We start from the raw sequence: 15,511 nt of genomic DNA on the forward strand, positions 1-15,511 counted from the left end.
GGGCGCGGCCCTTCCGGGACGGGAGAGTCTGAAATCATGAGCTGCAACGATCTGGCCGCGCGCCGCGCATTCGGCCCGCGTACCGGCCTGGCTGTCGCCTTGTGCGCCAGCGGCCTTGTCGCCGGTCATCCGGTCTTGGCGCAATCGGCCACGCCGGCCGACGCCAGGACGCTGGATACCGTGGTGGTGACGGCCAGTGGCTACGAGCAGCAGATCCAGGACGCGCCGGCCTCGATCAGCGTGATCACGCGCCAGGATCTCGAAAAGAAGTTCTACCGTGACGTCACCGACGCGCTGGTCGAAGTGCCGGGCGTGGTGGTCACCGGCGGCGGCGACCGCCAGGACATCAGCCTGCGCGGCATGGGCCCCAAGTACACGCTGATCCTGATCGATGGCAAGCGCCAGAACTCGCGGGAAACCCGCACCAACTCTGATTCCGGCGGCGTCGAAGGCGGCTGGACGCCGCCGATCTCGGCCATCGAGCGCATCGAGGTGGTGCGCGGGCCGATGTCGTCGCTGTATGGTTCCGACGCCATGGGCGGGGTGATCAACATCATCACCCGCAAGGTGCCCAACGAGTGGGGCGGCGAAATCCGCATGGACACCACCATCCAGGAAAACAGCAAGTCCGGCGACATCTACCAGGGCAACTTCTACCTGGCGGGCCCGATCAAGAATGACCTGCTGGGCCTGCAGATCTACGGCCAGGCGACCCAGCGCGACGAAGACAGGATCGTCGAGGGCTACCGCAAGCGCAACGCCACCAACATCACGGCCAAGCTGGCGCTCACGCCCAACCGCGACCACGACATCGTGCTGGAAGCCACGTCCAGCCGCCAGAAGTACGAGAACACCCTGGGCAAGACCGTGGCCCCGCTGGCCCCCGGCGTGGCCTGCGCGCGTACGGGCTGCCCGGCCTCGTCGGAAACCGACTACCGCAGCAGCAAGTGGGCGCTGTCGCACACCGGCCGCTGGGGCTGGGGCGTGTCCGACAGCTACGTGCAGCAGGAAGAGTTCGACAACCGCTCGCGCCAGATGAAGATCAAGAACCTGGACCTGCAGACCAGTTGGACGCTGCCGCTGGGTTCGCACATGCTGACCCTGGGCGGCACCTACCTGACGCAGCGCCTGACCGACCAGACCGGCAACCAGCTCGCCGGCGGTCCCAGCAAGGTGGAGCGCTACCAGTGGGCGCTGTTCGCCGAGGACGAATGGCGCCTGGTCGAAAGCTTCGCGCTGACCGGCGGCCTGCGCATGGATCAGGATGAGAACTTCGGCAGCCATTTCAGCCCGCGCCTGTACGGCGTGTGGCACATGGCCGAGCGCTGGACCCTGAAGGGCGGCGTGTCCACCGGTTTCCGCGCGCCCGACCTGCGCCAGACCGTGGCCGGCTGGGGGCAGGTCAGCCGCGGCGGCAACATGTACGGCAACCCCGACCTGACGCCCGAGAAGTCGGTGACCCAGGAACTCGGTCTGCTGTATGACGACGGCGAGGGCTTCAATGCCGGCCTGACCCTGTTCAACAACAACTTCAAGGACAAGATCACCCGCGTTGCGTGCCCGCTGTCGCAATGCACCGACGGCCCCAACCAGTTCGGCTCCAACCCCACCACCTACATGAACGTGGACAAGGCGGTGTCGCGCGGTGTCGAGGCCAACCTGAAGCTGCCGCTGGGCCGCGACTGGTCGCTGACCAGCAGCTACACCTTCACCAAGTCGGAACAGAAGTCTGGCCAGTACCAGGGCCAGCCGCTGAACCAGCTGCCCAAGCACCTGTTCACCACCACGGTCAACTGGCAGGCCTCCGACGCGCTGCAAGCGTGGGCCCGCGTCAACTACCGCGGCAAGGAAAGCCAGCCGATCACCGGCCCGTCCTCGACCTCGCTGGTGGCGCCGTCGTACACCTTCGTCGACCTGGGCGGCTCCTACGCCGTCAACAAGAAGGTGTCGGTGTACGCCGGCATCTACAACCTGTTCGACAAGCAGGTCGGCTACGACGACTACGGCTACGTCGAGGACGGCCGCCGCTATTGGCTGGGCGTGGGCGTGAAGTTCTGAGCCCGCGCGCAACAACCGGGACGCGCCGCCGCCTGGCGGCATTCCCGCAACCTGGAGAGACAAGCATGACGATGAAGCAAACCTTGGCAGGGCGCGCCGGCCGCTGGCTGGCGTGTGCCACCACGGCCGTGGCCCTGGGCGCCGCCAGCGCCCCGAGCCTGGCCCAGGACGCGGCCCGGAGCGTGCCGGTCAAGCACGCGCGCGGCGAGACCGCCGTGCCGTCCAACCCGACCAAGACCGTGGTGTTGGACCTGGCGGTGCTCGACACCCTGCACGCGCTGGGCGTGGACGTGGCCGGCGTGCCCAGCGCCGCCAAGCTGCCGCCGCAGCTCGCCCAGTACGCCGACAAGCGCTATCTCAAGGTCGGCAGCATGTTCGAGCCCAACTACGAGGTAATCCACGCGGCCCAGCCGCAGGTGATCTTCGTGGCCGGCCGTTCGGCGCCCAAGTACGACGAATTGGCCAAACTGGCGCCCACGGTCGACCTGACGGTTGACGCCAAGGATCTGGTCGGCAGCGTCACGCGCAACACCGAAACGCTGGCCGCCATCTATGGCAAACAGACCCAGGCCAGGGAAAAGCTGGACGCGCTGCGCGCCTCGATCACGGCGCTGCATGGCCAGGCGGGCAAGGCGGGCACCGCGCTGATCGTGCTGACCACCGGCGGCAAGATGAGCGCCTATGGTCCCGGCTCGCGCTTCGGCGTCATTCATGACGCGTTCGGCTTCGCGCCCGCCGGCAAGGACCTGAACGTGTCGAACCACGGCCAGGCGATTTCGTTCGAGTTCATTGCCCAGACCGATCCCGACTGGCTGTTCGTGATCGACCGCGACGCCGCCATCGGCCGCGAAGGCACCTCGGCCCAGCGGATGCTGGACAACGACCTGATCCGCCCCACCAAGGCCTGGAAGCAGCAGCGCGTGGTCTATCTGAACGGCTACAACTGGTACCTGCTGGGCAGTGCGGGCCTGACCGCCATGCAGCAGAACGTGGACGATATCGCCCGCGCGCTGTCGGGCGCCAAGCCGGACGTCAAGTAAGCGCATGGTCCATCGGATGGCGTCGGAGTCGGCCGGGTGAAGCAGGGCGGGATGATGACCGGCTGGGCCGGGCTGGCGGCCCTGTTGCTGCTGTTGCTGTCGTTGTGCGTGGCCAGCGTCAGCCTGGGCGCGGGGTCGTTTTCGTTCGCCGCGCTGGCCGGCGGGCCGGACGCCGAGCGCGCCTGGCGCCTGCTGCTGGTCAGCCGCGTGCCGCGCACGCTGGCCCTGTTGCTGGCCGGCATGGCGCTGGCGGTGGCCGGGCTGATCATGCAGATGCTGGTGCGCAACCGCTACGTCGAACCGACCACGGCCGGGACCGTCGAGTCGGCCACGCTCGGCATCCTGGTGGTGACGCTGCTGGCGCCGGACACGCCGGTGATCGGCAAGATGCTGACGGCCACCGGCTTCGCGCTGGCGGGCACGCTGCTGTTCCTGGCGCTGCTGCGGCGCGTGCCGCTGCGCACGCCGTTCATCGTGCCGCTGATCGGCCTGATCCTGGGCGGCGTGATCCACGCCGTCACCACCTTCGTTGCCTACCGCTATGACCTGCTGCAGTCACTGCACGCCTGGACCACCGGCGATTTTTCCGGGGTGCTGCGCGGCCGCTACGAACTGCTGTGGATCGGCTTCGGCCTGGCGGCCGCGGCCTATCTGGCGGCGGACCGCTACACCGTGGCCGGCATGGGCCGCGAGTTCGCCGCCAATCTTGGCCTGAACCACGCGCGCCTGACCCTGGTGGGCCTGCTGATCGTGTCGGCGATTTCCGCCGTGGTGGTGGTGACCGCCGGCGGCATTCCGTTTCTGGGCCTGATCGTGCCGAACGCGGTCAGCCTGATGCTGGGCGACAACATGCGCCGCGCGATTCCGTGGGTGGCGATGCTGGGGGGCGTGTTCGTGCTGGCCTGTGACATCATCGGCCGGCTGGTGATCCATCCCTACGAGGTGCCCCTGGGCACCGTGGTGGGCGTGGTGGGCAGCGTCCTGTTCCTGTGCCTGTTGCGCAGCCGGGGAGCGCGCCGTGGCTGACTCCGTGTCGCGCCTGTTGCCTTCGCCGCAGGCCTGGCGCCTGGCGCTGCTGGCCACCGCCGCGTTGCTGTGCGTTGTCGGTTTCATGACGCTGGGCGCCAATGGCCAATGGGCTTTCGTGCTGCCGTTCCGGGGCGGCAAGCTGGCGGCGATGCTGCTGGTAGCCTACGCGGTGGCGGTGTCGTCGGTGCTGTTCCAGACCGTGACGCACAACCGCATCCTGACGCCGGCCATCATGGGCTTTGACGCGCTCTACCTGCTGATCCAGTCGCTGGTGGTGTTCGGCTTCGGTCAGGCGGCCGGCGCGGTCAACCATCCGGTGGCGGCCTTCGTGCTGGAAGTGGGCGCGATGACGGCCTTCGCCTGCCTGCTGTTCCGCTGGCTGTTCACCGACGCCGTGCGCAGCCTGCATTTGATGATGCTGGTGGGCATCATCTTCGGGCTGCTGTTTCGCAGCTTGTCCAGCTTCGTGGTGCGCCTGATCGACCCGAACGAGTTTCTGGTGCTGCAGGACCGGATGTTCGCCAACTTCAATTCGGTGCGCACCGAACTGCTGCCGATCGCGCTGGCGGCGGTGGCCGCGGCCACGCTGCTGGTCTGGCGCATGCGGCGTCGCTATGACGTACTGGCGCTGGGCCGCGAGATCGCGCTGAACCTGGGGGTGGACTACCGCCGCACCTTGTTGCTGACGCTGGCCGCCATCGCCGTGCTGGTGTCGGTGTCCACCGCGCTGGTGGGACCGGTGACCTTCTTCGGCCTGCTGGTCAGCAACCTGGCGTACCAGGCGATGGGGTCGGATCGGCACCGCCATACCGTGCCGGCCGCCGCGCTGCTCAGCGTGATTTTCCTGGTGGGTGGGCAGACCCTGCTGGAACGGGTGCTGCAATTGAGCACCACGGTCAGCGTGGTCATCGAATTCGTGGGCGGAGTGATGTTCCTGGCCCTGATCTTGCGCAGGGGACGCCAATGATCGATATCCAACAAGTCAGCAAGCAGTACGGCGACAGCGTGGTCGTGGACCAGGTGTCGCTGGCCTTGCCGGCCGGCGGCGTGACCGCCATCATCGGCCCCAACGGCGCCGGCAAGTCGACGCTGCTGTCGATGATCAGCCGCCTGCTGCCGATGTCCGCCGGCCGCATCCAGGTGGACGGCCTGGACGTGACGCGCGGCGACAGCCGCGAACTGGCGCGGCGCCTGGCCATCCTGCGGCAGGACAACCACCTGCCGCTGCGCCTGACGGTGCGCGACCTGGTGGCGTTCGGGCGCTATCCGCATTCCGGAGGCCGCCTGACGCTGGACGACAAGGTCCATATCGACCGGGCCATCGCCTACCTGGACCTGGAGCCGCTGGCCGGCCGCTACCTGGACGAGATGTCCGGCGGCCAGCGCCAGCGCGCGTTCGTGGCGATGGTGCTGTGCCAGGATACGCGCTATGTGCTGCTGGACGAGCCGCTGAACAGCCTCGACATGAAGCACGCCGTGGCCATGATGGGCACGCTGCGGCGCGCGGCCGACGAACTGGGCAAGACCGTGGTGCTGGTGCTGCACGACATCAACTTCGCGTCCAGCTATGCCGACCGCATCGTGGCGATGAAGGCGGGCAGGGTGGCGCATTGCGGCACACCCGCCGAACTGATCCGTCCCGAGGTGCTGGGCGAACTGTATGAATTGCCGATCGACGTGCACGAAATCGGCGGCAAGCGCATCTGCGTGTATTACCGCTGACGGTCGCGGGGAGCGCGCGCTGGCTCGCGGGACGACGCCAGCGCCGGCGCGCGGCGGAAAATTTTCGGGGACGGAATGCGACCGGGCTGGGACATCCGGCCCGCCGCGCACGCTTTGCACACACATGCTGAATAACATCTGAATTGGACGCGTGTCTCATTTATCGTGGCCCCCAGGCAACGTAATGATAAAAGCATTGCGAGTGATTCTCGTTGTCAAGAGAATGGCGGTTTCTTCCATTTCAAACGACTTCGAAAAGACCCGCAGGCCATGCACGTCCTCCGCCCCCTCACCGCCGCCCTGTTCGCCGCGGCCCCCTTGGCCGTCCAGGCCCAGGCCGCGCCCGCCGCCACCTTGCCCGCGATCAGCGTCGTCGGCGCCGATGACCCCGCGCAAAGCTACAACCCGCCCGCGTCCACCAGCGCCACCAAGATCGACGCGCCGCTGCGCGACATTCCCCAGACGGTGAACGTGGTGCCCGCGCAGGTGCTGCGCGACCAGCACGCCATGTCGGTGCAGGACGCGCTCAAGAACGTGCCGGGCGTCAGCTTCTCGACCGGCGACGGCCAGCGCGACCAGGTGTCGATACGCGGCTTCACCGCCATCGCCGACCAGTTCGTCGACGGCTTCCGCGATGACGCGCTGTACTTCCGCGACCTGTCCAACGTCGAACGCATCGACGTCATCAAGGGCCCGGCGGCGGTGCTGTACGGCCGCGGCTCGTCGGGCGGCCTGATCAACCGCGTCACCAAGAAGCCCGGCGAGGACATCTCGCAGGTCGGCCTGAGCTACGGGTCGTGGAACGACCGTCGGCTCGACCTGGACCTGGGACGCGCCAACGAGAGCGGCAGCATGGCCTGGCGCCTGACCGGCGCGGTGGAGAAGGGCGACAGCTACCGCGACAAGCAGTTCATCGACCGCAAGGCGATCGCGCCGTCGGCCCAGTTCAAGCTGGGCGAGAACACCACCTTCCTGCTGCAGACCGAATTCCTGGAAGACCGCCGCCTGACCGACTTCGGCATCCCGGCTTACCATGGCCGTCCGGTGGACGTGGACCCGTCCACCTACTACGGCGCCGAGAACGCGCGCGACACCGACTACACCCAGACTCGCGTGCAGTCGTACGCCGGCACGCTGACGCACCGCTTCAACGACAATTGGTCGCTGCGCAACGCCACGCGCTACTACCACTACACGCTGAACCGCAACAACACGCTGCCGGGTTCAGTCAACGAGGCCGCGCAGACCGTGTCACTGACCCACGGCAACGTGCTGCGCGACGAACACGGCTGGACCAACCAGACCGAGCTGATGCAGCGCGTGCAGTGGGGATCGGTGCGCCACGACATCCTCTACGGCGTCGAGGTGGGCCAGCAGAACAAGGACCTGGTGAGCTATTCCAATCCCAACGTGGCGGTGGTCAACCTGTTCGATCCGCAACTGCCGACGCTGCGGCGGCAGGCCGTGGGCGCGCCGGGTTCCGACAACCTGGGCCGCTTCAGCACGCTCGGCCTGTATGTGCAGGACATGGTGTCGCTGGGCGAGCACTGGAAGGTGCTGGGCGGCGTGCGTCATGACCGCTTCGAGCAGAAGACCGAGGACCGCCGCAGCGGCCAGAACCTGCAGCGCACCGACTCCAACCTGAGCCCGCGCCTGGGCCTGGTGTTCCAGCCGGACAGCGTGCAGTCGTACTACGTGTCGTGGAGCCGTTCCTACCAGCCTTCGGGCGAGGCCTTCGCGCTGGCGGCCAACAACGTCGACCTGGCGCCGGAGAAGACCACCAACTATGAAGTCGGCGCCAAGTACGATTTCCTGGATGGCAAGCTGTCGACCACGGTGTCGGTGTTCCGTCTGGAGCGCACCGACATCAAGGTGACCAACCCGGTGACCAACACGCTGGTGCCGGTGGGCACGCAACGCACCGACGGCGCCGAGTGGACCTTGTCGGGCGACCTGTCCAACGGCTGGCGCGCGATGCTGGGCTATGCCTACCTGGACGCGCGCGTGACGCAGTCGGTGGCGCGCGACGCGGGCAAGGATGTGGAAGGCAAGCGCGCCACGCTGACGCCGCGCCATGCCGGCAACGTCTGGATCACCAAGGACCTGGGCGAGGGCTTCGGCGTTGGCGCCGGTTTGAACCTGGTGGGCGCGCGCTTTGCCAACCCGGGCAACACCGTCAAGCTGCCCGGCTACGTCACGGCGGACGCCGCCGCCTGGTGGCGCCAGGGGCCTTACTCGGTGCAGCTGAACGTCTACAACCTGTTCGATGCCGGGTATATCGTGTCGGCGCACGGTAGCAACGCCAACCTGAACATGCCCGGCGCGCCGCGCAACGCCATGCTGAGCCTGCAGTACCGCATGTAAAAGGAAAGGCATCCGCGCGCCGACAGGGCGCGCGGATGTGGATTCAGCGCAGTGGCGATTCGGCCGTCAGGCTGTCCGTCTCCAGCGCCGCCAGCGCGTCGAGGAAGCGCCACGCGAACGAGCCGGGGCCTTCCGCCAGCGCCCCGGCGCGCCGGCCGGCGATGCCGAAGCAGGACAGCGCCGCCACCGCCGCCGTGTAGGCGTCAGCGCGCGCCACCGCCGCGAAGGCGCCGACCACCGCCGTCAGCGCGCAGCCGGTGGCGGTGACCTGCGGCATCAGCGGCGATCCGCCGGCCACGCGCACCTCGCGCTGGCCGTCGGTCACGAAATCCACTTCTCCCGTCACCGCCACCACCGTGGCGCGGGCCCGCGCCAGTTCGCGCGCGGCCTGCTCGGCCTGTCGCACCGGATCGCGGGCATCGACGCCTTTGCTGGCGCTCTGGCCGCCGCCCAGCGCGATGATCTCCGACGCGTTGCCACGGATTACGGCGGGCCGCAGGTCCAGCAGGCGCCGCACCGCGTCGCGGCGGAACGCAGTGGCGTGGTGCGCCACCGGATCCAGCACCCAGGGCGTGCCCGCCTGGTTGGCGGCGGCGGCGGTTCGCAGCATGCTGTCCAGCCAGGGGGCCGAGAGCGTGCCGATATTGATCACCACCGCGCCGCTGATGGCGGCGAATTCGGGCGCTTCCTCCACCGCGTGCACCATCGCAGGCGAGGCGCCGATCGCCAGCAGCGTGTTGGCCGCGGTGTTCATCGACACGAAGTTGGTCAGGCACTGCACCAGCGGCGCGTCGCGGCGCACGGCCGCATACAGGTCGCGCGAAGCCAGCGCCAGGTCGGACAGGGTAGGAGTGAGGGAGGCCATGCCGGCGGGTCCTTGCAAGGGGACAACGGGCGGGGCGGGGCGGCGTGGCGCGGCATGGCGGGCCGGCGGGATGCGCACCTTCCCTACGCCAGGATTGTCTGGATCAGGTTCAACGGGTCTCGCGCGCCGCGTGCCGCGCTGGGCGCGGCCGCCATCGGAATCTCAGCTTCTTGCCGAAGCTCCCCGGGTGGATGGGGCTATGTTCGGAGGGGGGAGGGGGGCTTGTCAAGCCGGGCGAGCCCGGCGCTTCTGTCATCATGGCGGGCAATCGGATCGAGACGAGGAGGCGCGCGGCATGCAGACCCACGATGAGGCGTTGACCGAGCAGGACCTGGCATGGTTGCGCCGGCATACGAACTTTCAAGGCGCGGAAACGGTCCTGGGGGGCGGTGTTTTTCATGCTGTTCCTGGCCATCACGGTTCTCTTCGCCGGGATCTGGCTGTGGGGGCCCTCGACCACGGCGCGCGACGGTCAAGTACGGCGTGCGTGGCCGGGTGGACGAGGTCCTGACCTACAAGGTACTAATGCCGGAGTCGACGTCCTGGACCCCGCTGTATGTCTATCGGCTGGGCGGTGAACTGTACAACCTCAGCCATGGCGGCGGTCCGGCGCTTCCCGGGGAGCGGGTGGCGTTCGAGTACCTGGACCGGGGCAAGGGCGGCCTGGAGCCGTTGTTCTTTCACCGCGAAGGCGGGGCGCCATCGGTTCTGTCATCATGTCGAATACTCAAAAAAAGCGGAGACACGCATGACCGAATTACGCCGAGCCCGAATGGTTCCGGAGTTGCTGGTGGCCGACCTGCCGCGCAGCCTGGCTTTCTGGATGGACCTGTGCGGCTTCCAGATTGCCTACCGACGCGAGGCGGAGGGCTTTGCATACCTGGACCTGGACGGCGCGCAGTTCATGCTGGAGGAGGTGCGCGGCGATGACAACTGGATCACGGGCGCGCTGGAGGCGCCGCGTGGGCGGGGCGTCAATTTCGAGATCAAGGTGGCCGCCATCGAGCCCTTGCTGGAGCGCTTGGCGGCCGCCCGCTGGCCGTTGTACCGGGAACCCGAAGCGCGTTGGTATCGCAGCGATGCGATCGAAGTGGGCGTGCGCCAGTTCCTGGTGCAGGACCCCGATGGCTATCTGCTGCGCTTCTCGGCCTGGGTCGGCGATCGACCGGCGGCGCATTGACGATGCGCGCGCTGATCCTGGCGCTGGCCGCGCTGGCCGTATCGTTCGCGACCACGGCTCATTCGGCGAACACTCCCTGTTCCGGCAAGAAGGGCGGCGTGGAACGCTGTGCCGGGGAGAAGTTTCTTTGCCGTGATGGTTCGATCAGCGCATCGAAGCGTGTCTGCACGGGGCCGGACGGCGGCGCCCAATCCCTGGTGTCGCCGCCACCCGCGGCCGGTTCGAGCGGCACGTGCCACTGCCGCGACGGCCAATACTGTACGGGCCCGCGCGGCGGAACCTTCTGCTATTCGGACAGCGGGAAAAAGTCGTACCTGAGGAAGTGACGCGCTGCCGTCACGCGGCCTCGCGCTTCAGGCGCTTCCAGACCTTCGCCATCGAGGCCAGGCGGGGGCAGGCAGCGGTGGCCGCGCCGTCGCGCATGGCCGGGGCCGCGTGTCGTCGCGTGGTCGGGGGCGGCCCGGCGGCTTGGGCGGCAGGCACCGCGCGGTCCTGGCGGGGCGGCACGTTCCTGCGTACACTGGCGCCATGCTGCGCATTGACCATCTCACCAAACGCTACGGCGACCATCTCGTCTTCCAGGGGCTGACGCACACCTTCGGCCCCGGCTGCGTGGCGCTGTGCGAAGAGGACAGCACCGGTAAATCCAGCCTGCTCGCCATCATCGCGGGCGTGATCGCGCCGGATGGCGGCGAGGTCTGGGTCGAGGGCCATTCGCTGGGCGGGGCGCCCCAACTGGCCAAGTCCCGCCTCGCCTACGTGCCCGACAACTGCCTGGCGTCGCCGCAGCAGACCGGGCGCGGTTTGCTCCAGCAGGTCGCGGCGGAGAAGGGCGTGGCGGTGGATGACGCGGTGCTCGACCTGGCCGCGCGGCTGGGGCTGGAACCGCACCTGGACAAGCGCTTCGAGCAGATGTCCACGGGCACGCGCCGCAAGGTCTACCTGACCGCGGCCGCCCTGGGCGATCCGGCCGTGGTCATCGCCGACGGCCCCAGCAACGGGCTGGATACGCCGGCGCGGCGTGAACTGGCCGAGCTGTTCATGGCCTGGGGCCGGGACCGCGTGGTGCTGTTCGCCAGCCACGATCCCGAACTGGTGCAGGCCTGCGGGGCAACCGTCATGGAGGTGGCCGCGCTGCGCTAGCGCGGCGCCGCCGGCTACTTGCCTCCGGTGACGTCGACGAATGTCCCGGTGACGTACGAGGCCTCGGCGCCGGCCAGCCACAGGATGGCTCGCGCCACTTCTTCGGGCTGGCCGCCGCGGCCCATGGGCACGGTGTCCTTGACGCGGTCCACCCGCCCCGGTTCGCCGCCGCTGGCGTGCATCTCGGTATAGATGTGGCCGGGACGCACGCAGTTCACGCGGATGCCTTCGCGCGCCACTTCCTTGGAAAAGCCGATCGTGAAACTCTCCAGCGCGCCCTTCGAGGCGGCGTAGTCCACGTATTCATTGGGGCTGCCGAGCCGCGCCGCGCCCGATGACACGTTGATGATGGCGCCGCCCCGGCCGTTGTGGCGCTGGGACATGCGCCGGGCCGCCTGCTGCGCGCACAGCATGGGGCCGATGGCGTTGACGGCGAAGACCCGTTGCATCCGTTCGAACGTCAGGTCCTCCACGCGCGATTGCCGCGCGATGATCGCGGCGTTGTTCACCAGTACGTCCAGACGGCCGAATGCCTGGTCGATGGCGGCGAACAGATGGGTGACCTGTTGCGGGTCCGCGCTGTCGGCGCGCACGGCCAGGGCGCGGCGCCCCAGGGCCTGGACGTCGGCGACCACCGCCCGCGCCGCCGCCTCGTTCGAGACATAGCTGATCGCCACGTCGTAGCCCTGCGCGGCAGCCAGCCGCGCGGTGGCGGCGCCGACGCCGCGGCTGCCGCCGGTGATCAGGATGACGGGGGCTTGGGATTCGGTGGCCATGAAAAGGGGCTCCTGCTGCGAAGTTCGGGATGGGGGACCTCGGGCGCGCCTGCGCCGCGCCGGTCACTATACTTCGCGCGAATCCGCGCATCCGAGGCTGCCGCACGCGACGGGCGCCGGAATTCCCGGATGCGCCGGCGGGTCAAGGCGTCATCGGGCGCGCGATGCCGATACACTGCAGTCGCCTGCGCGTGGCGCGGTGTCGATGGCGGCCGCGCAAGGCTTGCCCGGCCCGCGCCCGGTTTTCAAGGAGTGGATTCATGGCACGCATCTTCATCACCGGTTCGGTCGATGGCCTGGGGCTGGCGGCCGCGCGCGCGCTGCTGGCGGACGGCCACATGGTGGTCGTGCACGGCCGCAACCGCGAGCGCCTGGGCGCCGCGAGGGAATTGTTGTCGCAAGGGGCGCTGGCCGTGGTGGGCGACCTGGCCGACCTGGCGCAGACGCGGGAGCTGGCGGACCAGCTCAATGCGCTGGGTCGGATGGACGCGGTCATCCACAATGCCGGCGTCTTCACCGGCCCGGCCATCCTGCCAGTCAATGTCATCGCGCCGTATGTGCTGACCGCCTTGATGGCGCGGCCGCGACGGCTGGTGTACCTGAGCAGCGAAATGCACTACGACGGCAGGCCGGACCTGGACGGCATGGCCTGGGATGGCGGCCGCGAAAGCGGCTCGTATTCGGACAGCAAGCTGTTCGTGACGGCGTTGATGGCGGCCGTGGCGCGCCGCTGGCCGGATGTGATCAGCCATGCGGTCGATCCCGGCTGGGTGCCCACCAAGATGGGCGTGCCCAACGCGCCGGACGATCTCAGCCTGGGGCATGTCACGCAAGCCTGGCTGGCGACGACCGATGATGCCGACGCGCTGCGCAGCGGCGGCTACTGGCATCACCAGGCGCGGCGCGAACCGCATCCGGCCACGCATGACGAGGCCTTCCAGGCGCGTCTGCTGCAAACCCTGCAAGGCGCCACGGGAATCGGGCTGCCCTGACGCGGTCCGGCGCCTGCGTGACGGCATTGCGGCGGCCGCGGCGCCGCGCGCTGGAGCCGACGCAGTCGCGGTTCGCGGGCGACGCGCGTGGCATTTCCGGCCGCTCCATGTTCGGCGCCAAAGTGCGCGGCTTTGCCGTGGAGCGGGTCGTCAGGTTTTGGAGCGGCCCGCGAGGAAGGGGCGGAACGTCATGCGTCGGCGGAACGGGCCGCTTGCAAGGCGCGCAGCGCGACAGCCACCTCTTCCAACACCGGCCGCCATGCATCCGGGGCCGGTTGGCGGAACAGGCGCAGCGACGGATACCAGGGACTGTCGCGGCGTTCGCGCAGCCAGCGCCAGTCGGACGCGAAGGGCAATAGCGCCCAGGCCGGGCAGCCCAGCGCGCCCGCCAGATGAACCGGCGATGAGTCCACCGACACCAGCACATCCAGCAGGGTCAGGATGGCCGCGGTGTCGTCAAAGTCCTGGATATCCTGGCCCAACGGCACCAGGTTCAGGCCCGGCGGGGGCGAGGCCGCCTGGGCGGACGCCTCGCCGACCTGCAGCCCGATGAAAGTGATGCCGGGCTGTGCCAGCGGCGCCAGATCGGCCAGCGCCAGGGAACGCTGCGCGTCGCGCGGGTGGGTCGGCCGGCCCGCCCAGGCCAGCCCGACCAGGGGGCGCGGCAGGCCCGCCAGCCGCGCGCGCCAGCGAGCCACGCGGGCCGGGTCGGCGCGCAGGTAGGCGGTGCGCACGGGCAGGTCGTCAAGCCGCAGGCCTAGCGCCAGCGGCAGGCTCATCAGCTCGCAGTGCAGATCGAACGGCGGCGGCGGCGAGCCGGCGACGATGACTTCATCAATCCCGTCGCCGCCCCGCGCCAGTGCGTGGCATGGCGCCTTGACCTCCAGGACGATGCGCGCGCCGCTGCGCGCGCGGGCCAGCGCCACCAATTGCAGGAACTGGAAGGTATCGCCGTAGCCTTGCTCGTCATGCAGCAGCAGCGTCTGGCCGGGGATGGGCCGGCCATCCCAGCGCGGCTTTTGCACGTGGCGGGCCAGCGCCGCCGTGTGCGCCAGGTGATAGCGGTAGCGGTACTCGCGCCAGCCGGCATCGAAATCGCCCTCCGTCAGCAGCACCTCGGCCAGCTCGAAGCGCGACCCCGTGTCGCCCGGCTCCGCGCGCAGCACGTGCTCCAGGGCGGCGCGCGCTTCCCGCAGCTTTCCTTGCGGGCGCAGGGCCTGGACCAGCAGGCGCAATAGCGCGACATGACGCCCCGCCTGCGCCTGCGCGTCGCGCAGCAACGTTTCGGCTTCGGCGTAGCGGCCCTCGCGGAGCAGCGCCTCGGCCTCGCCCAGCGCATGTTCATCGGGCGGCGCGGCCGGCGCCGGGGCGCCGCCGGGAATTGCCTGGCCCTGGCCTGGCCGTGGCCGCGCGCGCTCCAGCGCGGCCAGATTCAGGTGCGCCTGCGGCAGCAGCGGATCAATCTCGATGGCGCGCCGGATGGCGGCCAGGGCGGCCTCGTGCCGGCCCTCGTCGCCCAACGCCACCGCCATGTTGCTCAAGGCCTGCGCGTAGTCCGGGTCCAATTCCAGGGCGCGGCGGTAATGCGCCAGCGCCTGCGGGTTGTCGCCCAGGCGCTTGCAGGTGTTGCCCAGGTTGTTGTGGGCCTGCGGGCTGTCGGGCAGCAACGCGGCCACGCGCTGCAGGCAATCGAGGCTGGCGGCCAGCTGGCCTGCCTCCTGCAGGATGATGCCCAGGTTGTTCCAGCCCTCGGCCAGCCCCGGGTCGGCGGCCACCGCGCGCCGGGCGGCCGCCTCGGCTTCGTCGAGCCGTCCCTGCTGGCGGCACACTTCCGCCAGATTGCTGCAATAGGCGGCCGGCGCCGCGGGCGGCTGGCAGGCTGCGCGCAGATGCGCCAGCGCCAGCGCTGGATGGCCGTACGCATGCGCGATCAGGCCGAGCAAATGCCGCGCGTCAGGCTGGTCCGGAACCGCGTCCAGCACCCGCAGGCAAAGGTCTTCGGCTTGCGCGGCCTGACCGGCGTTCCAGTGCGTGTGGGCCAGGGCGATGGCCTCGCGGACGGTCAACGGCGGGGCGGCGCGGTCGGCGGTCGGGCCCAAGAAGGTCGCTCCTTGTAAATCGGCATTGGCGGCAAAAGTGCGATTATCTTCGCGGTGGGCAGGAATTGACCAGTGATTGCGCCTTTTCTTTTCGCTTCAGCCGCCCCGGCGCGGGCTATATTGTGCGCAAATATTTCGCCCATCGGCCAAAAAAAGTCGGCTCGTCCTGTCGTGGGTGCGCCGCGCTGATCGCATGCGTTCGTGCCAACTTCACGGTGGGCCAGGATGACGCGGGCCGTCGCA

At 69.1% G+C, this 15,511-nt stretch carries 14 protein-coding genes and 1 riboswitch; of the genes, 10 read left to right on the forward strand and 4 right to left on the reverse strand.

Annotated features, from left to right (window positions below):
* Nucleotides 1-36 precede the first annotated feature (36 nt).
* From HV742_RS03080 to HV742_RS03105, 6 genes are all read left to right on the forward strand, one after another.
* Complete coding sequence (locus HV742_RS03080) at nt 37-2,058, forward strand: ligand-gated channel protein (RefSeq protein ID WP_175144434.1); 2,022 nt, start codon at nt 37-39, stop codon at nt 2,056-2,058.
* Between the two features lie 65 nt (nt 2,059-2,123).
* Nucleotides 2,124-3,098 carry a siderophore ABC transporter substrate-binding protein gene (locus HV742_RS03085; RefSeq protein ID WP_175144435.1) on the forward strand — a complete coding sequence of 325 codons (975 nt, stop codon included), beginning with the start codon at nt 2,124-2,126 and terminating at the stop codon, nt 3,096-3,098.
* A gap of 54 nt (nt 3,099-3,152) precedes the next feature.
* Nucleotides 3,153-4,124: an ABC transporter permease gene (locus HV742_RS03090; RefSeq protein WP_059273028.1), complete on the forward strand. Its 972-nt coding sequence runs from the start codon at nt 3,153-3,155 to the stop codon at nt 4,122-4,124.
* Nucleotides 4,117-5,094, forward strand: coding sequence for an iron chelate uptake ABC transporter family permease subunit (locus HV742_RS03095; RefSeq protein WP_232734840.1), 978 nt, complete (start codon nt 4,117-4,119; stop codon nt 5,092-5,094). The genes HV742_RS03090 and HV742_RS03095 overlap by 8 nt, the downstream gene beginning before the upstream one ends.
* Nucleotides 5,091-5,849: an iron ABC transporter ATP-binding protein gene (locus HV742_RS03100; RefSeq protein WP_175144436.1), complete on the forward strand. Its 759-nt coding sequence runs from the start codon at nt 5,091-5,093 to the stop codon at nt 5,847-5,849. The genes HV742_RS03095 and HV742_RS03100 overlap by 4 nt, the downstream gene beginning before the upstream one ends.
* 270 nt (nt 5,850-6,119) lie before the next feature.
* Nucleotides 6,120-8,213: a TonB-dependent receptor gene (locus HV742_RS03105; RefSeq protein ID WP_175144437.1), complete on the forward strand. Its 2,094-nt coding sequence runs from the start codon at nt 6,120-6,122 to the stop codon at nt 8,211-8,213.
* A gap of 43 nt (nt 8,214-8,256) precedes the next feature.
* Here the strand turns inward: HV742_RS03105 and thiM are convergent, their stop codons facing one another.
* On the reverse strand, nt 8,257-9,078 hold the full coding sequence (thiM, locus tag HV742_RS03110; RefSeq protein ID WP_100507875.1) for a hydroxyethylthiazole kinase: 822 nt from the start codon (nt 9,076-9,078) through the stop codon (nt 8,257-8,259).
* A 62-nt stretch (nt 9,079-9,140) separates the two neighbouring features.
* Nucleotides 9,141-9,274: riboswitch (TPP riboswitch) on the reverse strand.
* Nucleotides 9,275-9,826: 552 nt separating this feature from the next.
* Between thiM and HV742_RS03115 the strand changes: the two genes are divergently transcribed.
* On the forward strand, nt 9,827-10,258 hold the full coding sequence (locus HV742_RS03115; protein ID WP_068979675.1) for a bleomycin resistance protein: 432 nt from the start codon (nt 9,827-9,829) through the stop codon (nt 10,256-10,258).
* 2 nt (nt 10,259-10,260) lie between these two features.
* Nucleotides 10,261-10,584, forward strand: a complete 324-nt coding sequence (locus HV742_RS03120) for a YdcA family protein (protein ID WP_100503563.1) — start codon at nt 10,261-10,263, stop codon at nt 10,582-10,584.
* Nucleotides 10,585-10,594: 10 nt separating this feature from the next.
* Here the strand turns inward: HV742_RS03120 and HV742_RS03125 are convergent, their stop codons facing one another.
* The gene (locus HV742_RS03125) at nt 10,595-10,741 is read right to left on the reverse strand and encodes a hypothetical protein (RefSeq protein WP_175144438.1); all 147 of its coding nucleotides are present in this window, start codon (nt 10,739-10,741) and stop codon (nt 10,595-10,597) included.
* A 45-nt stretch (nt 10,742-10,786) separates the two neighbouring features.
* On the opposite strand from HV742_RS03125, the gene HV742_RS03130 reads away from it, so the two are divergent.
* Nucleotides 10,787-11,401, forward strand: a complete 615-nt coding sequence (locus HV742_RS03130) for an ABC transporter ATP-binding protein (RefSeq protein ID WP_175144439.1) — start codon at nt 10,787-10,789, stop codon at nt 11,399-11,401.
* A 14-nt stretch (nt 11,402-11,415) separates the two neighbouring features.
* On the opposite strand, the gene HV742_RS03135 is transcribed toward HV742_RS03130, so the two are convergent.
* Nucleotides 11,416-12,177, reverse strand: a complete 762-nt coding sequence (locus tag HV742_RS03135) for an SDR family oxidoreductase (protein ID WP_049073225.1) — start codon at nt 12,175-12,177, stop codon at nt 11,416-11,418.
* Nucleotides 12,178-12,437: 260 nt separating this feature from the next.
* On the opposite strand from HV742_RS03135, the gene HV742_RS03140 reads away from it, so the two are divergent.
* Nucleotides 12,438-13,169 carry an SDR family NAD(P)-dependent oxidoreductase gene (locus HV742_RS03140; RefSeq protein ID WP_175144440.1) on the forward strand — a complete coding sequence of 244 codons (732 nt, stop codon included), beginning with the start codon at nt 12,438-12,440 and terminating at the stop codon, nt 13,167-13,169.
* 188 nt (nt 13,170-13,357) lie between these two features.
* Here the strand turns inward: HV742_RS03140 and HV742_RS03145 are convergent, their stop codons facing one another.
* Nucleotides 13,358-15,268: a tetratricopeptide repeat protein gene (locus HV742_RS03145; protein WP_175144441.1), complete on the reverse strand. Its 1,911-nt coding sequence runs from the start codon at nt 15,266-15,268 to the stop codon at nt 13,358-13,360.
* Between the last annotated feature and the right edge of the window lie 243 nt (nt 15,269-15,511).

The organism is Achromobacter ruhlandii, assembly GCF_902859695.1.
In the GTDB taxonomy this organism is placed as follows: Bacteria; Pseudomonadota; Gammaproteobacteria; order Burkholderiales; family Burkholderiaceae_B; genus Achromobacter; species Achromobacter ruhlandii.

Excerpts from the sequence above, each read along its gene's own strand:
- HV742_RS03140 (WP_175144440.1), top strand. The coding sequence starts at position 12,438 with ATGGCACGCATCTTCATCACCGGTTCGGTCGATGGCCTGGGGCTGGCG.
- HV742_RS03115 (WP_068979675.1), top strand. The coding sequence starts at position 9,827 with ATGACCGAATTACGCCGAGCCCGAATGGTTCCGGAGTTGCTGGTGGCC.
- thiM (WP_100507875.1), bottom strand. The coding sequence starts at position 9,078 with ATGGCCTCCCTCACTCCTACCCTGTCCGACCTGGCGCTGGCTTCGCGC.
- HV742_RS03130 (WP_175144439.1), top strand. The coding sequence starts at position 10,787 with ATGCTGCGCATTGACCATCTCACCAAACGCTACGGCGACCATCTCGTC.
- HV742_RS03105 (WP_175144437.1), top strand. The coding sequence starts at position 6,120 with ATGCACGTCCTCCGCCCCCTCACCGCCGCCCTGTTCGCCGCGGCCCCC.
- HV742_RS03090 (WP_059273028.1), top strand. The coding sequence starts at position 3,153 with ATGACCGGCTGGGCCGGGCTGGCGGCCCTGTTGCTGCTGTTGCTGTCG.
- HV742_RS03080 (WP_175144434.1), top strand. The coding sequence starts at position 37 with ATGAGCTGCAACGATCTGGCCGCGCGCCGCGCATTCGGCCCGCGTACC.
- HV742_RS03120 (WP_100503563.1), top strand. The coding sequence starts at position 10,261 with ATGCGCGCGCTGATCCTGGCGCTGGCCGCGCTGGCCGTATCGTTCGCG.
- HV742_RS03135 (WP_049073225.1), bottom strand. The coding sequence starts at position 12,177 with ATGGCCACCGAATCCCAAGCCCCCGTCATCCTGATCACCGGCGGCAGC.
- HV742_RS03085 (WP_175144435.1), top strand. The coding sequence starts at position 2,124 with ATGACGATGAAGCAAACCTTGGCAGGGCGCGCCGGCCGCTGGCTGGCG.
- HV742_RS03100 (WP_175144436.1), top strand. The coding sequence starts at position 5,091 with ATGATCGATATCCAACAAGTCAGCAAGCAGTACGGCGACAGCGTGGTC.